The organism is Photorhabdus cinerea (assembly GCF_011189575.1).
Lineage (GTDB): Bacteria > Pseudomonadota > Gammaproteobacteria > Enterobacterales > Enterobacteriaceae > Photorhabdus > Photorhabdus cinerea.
In genome coordinates, this window is record NZ_PUJW01000142.1 from 1 (window position 1) to 544 (window position 544).

Here is a 544-nt window from a genome sequence, read left to right on the forward strand (position 1 = left end):
TCAATCGGCGTGCTTAATACGATAGTTTTAGTTTTTTCTAACATGTTGATTCTCCAAATTAATTTTCAGTAACCGAAGTGCCTTCCCAGCGTACTTCAAAAGTCGCATCTTCGCTTGCTACTTCCTGCGTGTTAACCGTCCACATGCCTTCACCAATGATCGTCTTACCGTTTGCCAGTTCAGCAACGATAGTGACATTCGTCTGGTCATTGAAATCAGCAACGGTTGTCCCGCCACTGTCACGCACTTTGCATGAGATGAAGCCCGCTTGCGGCTTCTCTTTATAGCCGTGTACGTAGTCCATACCCGTGAGGGTTTCGCGGGTGACCGTTGAAGGGCTCCAGGTGAAATCCCCCGCGACCATTATTCGGATGCCATCGACGGTGACATAAGCGGTACCCGCCAGCCTGTTTGATGTATTACCCATGTTTACCTCTTAAGCTGCCGGTTGTAAGCGGAACTGATTAAGTAGCGCGAAAACACGCAACTGATTGATGAGTGTGCCGGTCCACAGAACATCGATTCTGTTCGGATTTTGCGGATT

At 48.5% G+C, this 544-nt stretch carries 1 protein-coding gene; it reads right to left on the reverse strand.

Annotation, left to right across the window (positions count from 1 at the left end; genetic code table 11):
- Positions 1–58: 58 nt before the first annotated feature.
- Positions 59–427, reverse strand: coding sequence for a phage tail tube protein (locus tag C5469_RS23060; RefSeq protein WP_036841051.1), 369 nt, complete (start codon positions 425–427; stop codon positions 59–61).
- Between the last annotated feature and the right edge of the window lie 117 nt (positions 428–544).